Raw genomic sequence first — 3,428 nt, 5'->3', positions numbered from 1 at the left:
CCCCGGCGGGGGGGCCGTGCGGTTAGGGGGGGCCCGGGGGGGGGGGCCGGTCCCCCCCGGGGCCCCGGCACGGCCGCCCGGTGCCGCAGCCCGCCCGGCACGCGACCGCCGTCGCCCGGGATGGCCTCCCGGCCGCACCGGCCCCGACCCCGTCGCGCCTCCCCCAGGACCTGCGGCGGGGTCGGTCAGGTCTCCTCCAGCAGCTCCAGCACCAACCGTTCGACCTGCTCCCGCGGGGCGTCGGCGGGCACCGGCAGCACCACGCCGTCGTGGTAGAGGTCGACCACCCGGGGATCCACGTACGACGTGCGGGCCACCGTGGGGGTGTTGCCGAGCAGGTCGGCGACCTCCCGCATCACCCCGGCCACCGCCCGGCGACGCGCCGTCACCGAACGCTGCGTCCCCACGGTCGCCAGTTCGGCGGCCGCCCGGACGGTGGCGTGCCAGGTGCGGAAGTCCTTCGCGGTCATCTCGCCGCCGCTGGCGTCGCGCAGGTAGCCGTTGACCTCGTCGCTGCGCACGTCCCGCCAGGTCCGCCCGTCCCAGTAGCCGAAGAGCCGTTCCTCGGTACGCCGTCGCCGCCGCAGGGTGGTCAGCACCCGGCACAGTTGCGGGTCCTCGATCCGACGGACCTGTTCGATACCGCCCTTGGCCGGGAACTCGAAGACCACGCAGCCGCCCCGGGACCGGGCGTGCTCCGGGCGCAGGGTGGACACGCCGAAGGTGGCGTCCTCCCCGACCGCGTACTGCTCGTTGCCGACCCGGAAGGCGCCCATGTCGAGCAGCCGGGCGACGGTGGCCAGCACCCGGTCCCGGTTCAGCCCCCGCCCGGTCAGGTCACCGGCGATCCGGTCGCGCAGGGTCGGCAGCCGACGGGCCACCTCCAACACGTGGTCGAACTTCGCCTCGTCCCGCTTGCGCCGCCACTGCGGGTGGTAGAGGTACTGCCGTCGGCCGGCGGCGTCGGTGCCGATGGCCAGGATGTGCCCGTTGGGGTACGGCGCGATCCACACGTCGGACCAGGCCGGCGGGATGACCAGCTCGGACAGCCAGGCCAGCGTGTCCGGGTCCCGGACCCGCTCACCGTTGCGGTCCAGGAAGGTCCAGCCCTTGCCGCGCCGGCGACGCCCGTAGCCCGCCCGACCCGGATCACTGCGCCTCAGTCGCACCTCAGACCCGTACCGTTTCCTCGGCCTCGTCCACGGCGGCCAGCACCCGGTCGACCGGGAGCGCCGCCCATCTCGCCGCCGTACCTACCCCCGGCCCGGCGGCACAATCCTCGCCCGCGGCCCAGAGCACCCGGTGCCACGGCCGGTCGGCCGGCGGGCCCCAGCGGGCCGGCGGCACCGGGCCGAACAGCAGCACCGACGGGACCCGGTAGGCGGTGGCCAGGTGACCGACCCCGGTGTCCCCGCTGACCACCAGCCGGGCGGCGGCCACCAGGGCGGCCAGCTCACCCAGGTCGGTCCGGCCGGCCAGCACCGCCGAGCGGGGCAGGCCGGCGTCGGCCGCCACCCGGTCGGCCAGGTCCCGTTCGCCGGCCGAGCCGGTCACCACCACCCGGTGCCCCCGGTCGGCCAGCCGCCGGGCCAGCGCGGCGAACCGGTCCGCCGGCCACCGCTTCGCCTCCACCTTGCTGCCCGGGTGCACCACGGTCACCCCGGCCGGCAGCCGGCCGGACGGCGGGCGGTGCAACGCCAGGTCGGTGCGGTCGGCCGGGATGCCGTACCAGTCGAGCAGCCGGCACCAGCGGTCCACCTCGTGCTCGTCGTCGTCCCAGTCGGGTCCGTCGCGGTGCCCGGCGGGCGGGCACCGGAAGGCCACCAGCCGGCCCGCGCCGGCCAGCATCCGGTGCGACCCCGGCCCGCGTCCGTGCAGGTTGACCGCCACCTCCGGCGGCGGCCCGGACCACGGCGGCACGCCATCCGGGGGCGGGCCGGGCCACCGGCCGGCCGACGACGGGACGGGCCAGGGCGGCGGGCCGAGGTCGTCGGTGGGCAGCAGCCGGTCGACCCCGCCGACCAGTTCGACGAGCGGACCCAGCCAGGCCGGCGCGGCCAGCACCAGTTCCTCGTCGGGGTGCCCGGTCCGCAGGGCACGCAGCGCGGGCACCGCCGTGGCCAGGTCACCGACGCCGAGCGCCCGCAGCACCAGGATCACGGGTACGAGGTCTCCTGCTCGGCGCAGACCACCAGTTCCCGCACGGCGCTGCCGGGCGGCTGGGAGAGCGCGAACATGATCGCGGCGGCGGTGTCGGCCGGGTCGTTGAGCTTCGCGTCCGGGCCCGGACGGTACTGCGGGTCACGGTCGTCGAAGAACGCGGTCCGCATCCCGCCGGGGATGAGCAGGGTCACCCCGACGCTGCCGGCCAGCTCGGCGGCGAGCGACCGGGTGAACCCGACCACCCCGAACTTCGCCGCGCAGTACGCGGTGGCGTCCCCGACCGCCTTGACGCCCAGGGTGGAGGCGACCGTGACGACGTTGCCCCGGGACGCCTCCAGGTAGGGCAGCGCCGCCCGGACCACCGCCACCGTGGCGAGCAGGTCCACCACGACGATCCGTTCCCAGGTGTCGCGGGGGACGTCGGCCAGTTTGCCGGGCACGTCCATGCCGGCGGCGGTCACCACCGCGTCCAGCCCGCCGACCCGCTCGGCCAGGTCCCGGGTGGCGTCCTCGGCGGCCCGGGTGTCGGCCAGGTCGCACTCGATCCACGGCACCCCGTCGTCGGGGGGCCGCCGGTCCAGCACCAGCGGTCGTCCGCCGGCTTGCGCGACGGCGGTGACCACCGCCGCGCCGAGGCCGCTCGACCCGCCGGTGACCAGGACGGCCGGACCGGCACCGGGTGGACTGCTGCTCATCGTGCTCCCTCCGTCGTCGGATGCGCCGGCCGGGACCCGGCGGGTTCCGGCCGCGCGCCACCGGCCGGGCCGGTGCGCCGGCGCTCACCCCGGGCCGCCGCGATCATGTCGGTGGTGGAGCGCCCGTCCAGGTACGGCACCACCACGCTGTCCCCGCCCCACCGGCGCAACAGCTCGCCCTCCGGCAGGCCCGGCCCGTCACCGACGCCGGTGGCGTAGTCCCCGCCCTTGACCCAGACGTCGGGCCGCAGCCAGCCCAACGTCGCGTGCGGGGTGGGCTCGTCGAAGACCACCACCGCGTCGACGCAGCTCAACGCCGCGAGCAGCCGGGCCCGGTCGCCCTGCGGGATCACCGGCCGGTCGGGGCCCTTGAGGCCGGTGACGCTGGTGTCGGAGTTCAGGCAGACCACCAGGCAGTCGCCGAGCTGCCGGGCGGCCTGCAACGTCGCCACGTGCCCGGCGTGCAGCAGGTCGAAGCAGCCCCCGGTGGCCACCACGGTGCCGCCGGCCGCGCGCACCTCGGCGACCACCGCGCCCGCGGCCGCCGCCCCGATCCGGTCCCCACCGCCG

At 77.1% G+C, this 3,428-nt stretch carries 4 protein-coding genes; all 4 read right to left on the bottom strand.

Annotated features, from left to right (window positions below):
* Positions 1-185 precede the first annotated feature (185 nt).
* Entirely contained in the window at positions 186-1,169 is a 984-nt protein-coding gene (locus ACOJTC_RS05450; RefSeq protein WP_420116008.1) for a DNA topoisomerase IB, read from the bottom strand.
* Position 1,170: 1 nt separating this feature from the next.
* Positions 1,171-2,160: a glycosyltransferase family 9 protein gene (locus ACOJTC_RS05445; protein WP_420116007.1), complete on the bottom strand. Its 990-nt coding sequence runs from the start codon at positions 2,158-2,160 to the stop codon at positions 1,171-1,173.
* Positions 2,157-2,858 (bottom strand): SDR family oxidoreductase, encoded by a 702-nt coding sequence (locus ACOJTC_RS05440; RefSeq protein ID WP_420116006.1) that lies wholly within the window; start codon positions 2,856-2,858, stop codon positions 2,157-2,159. The genes ACOJTC_RS05445 and ACOJTC_RS05440 overlap by 4 nt, the downstream gene beginning before the upstream one ends.
* Positions 2,855-3,428 (bottom strand): adenylyltransferase/cytidyltransferase family protein (locus tag ACOJTC_RS05435; protein WP_420116005.1); only part of this gene is annotated, 574 nt, incomplete at its 5' end. The genes ACOJTC_RS05440 and ACOJTC_RS05435, both read right to left, overlap by 4 nt.

Origin of the sequence: Micromonospora sp. (assembly GCF_048594385.1) — a bacterium.
Taxonomy (GTDB): Bacteria; Actinomycetota; Actinomycetes; order Mycobacteriales; family Micromonosporaceae; genus Micromonospora; species Micromonospora wenchangensis.
Note: the sequence above shows the minus strand (reverse complement) of the source record. Positions and strands in the feature narration are given on the sequence as shown.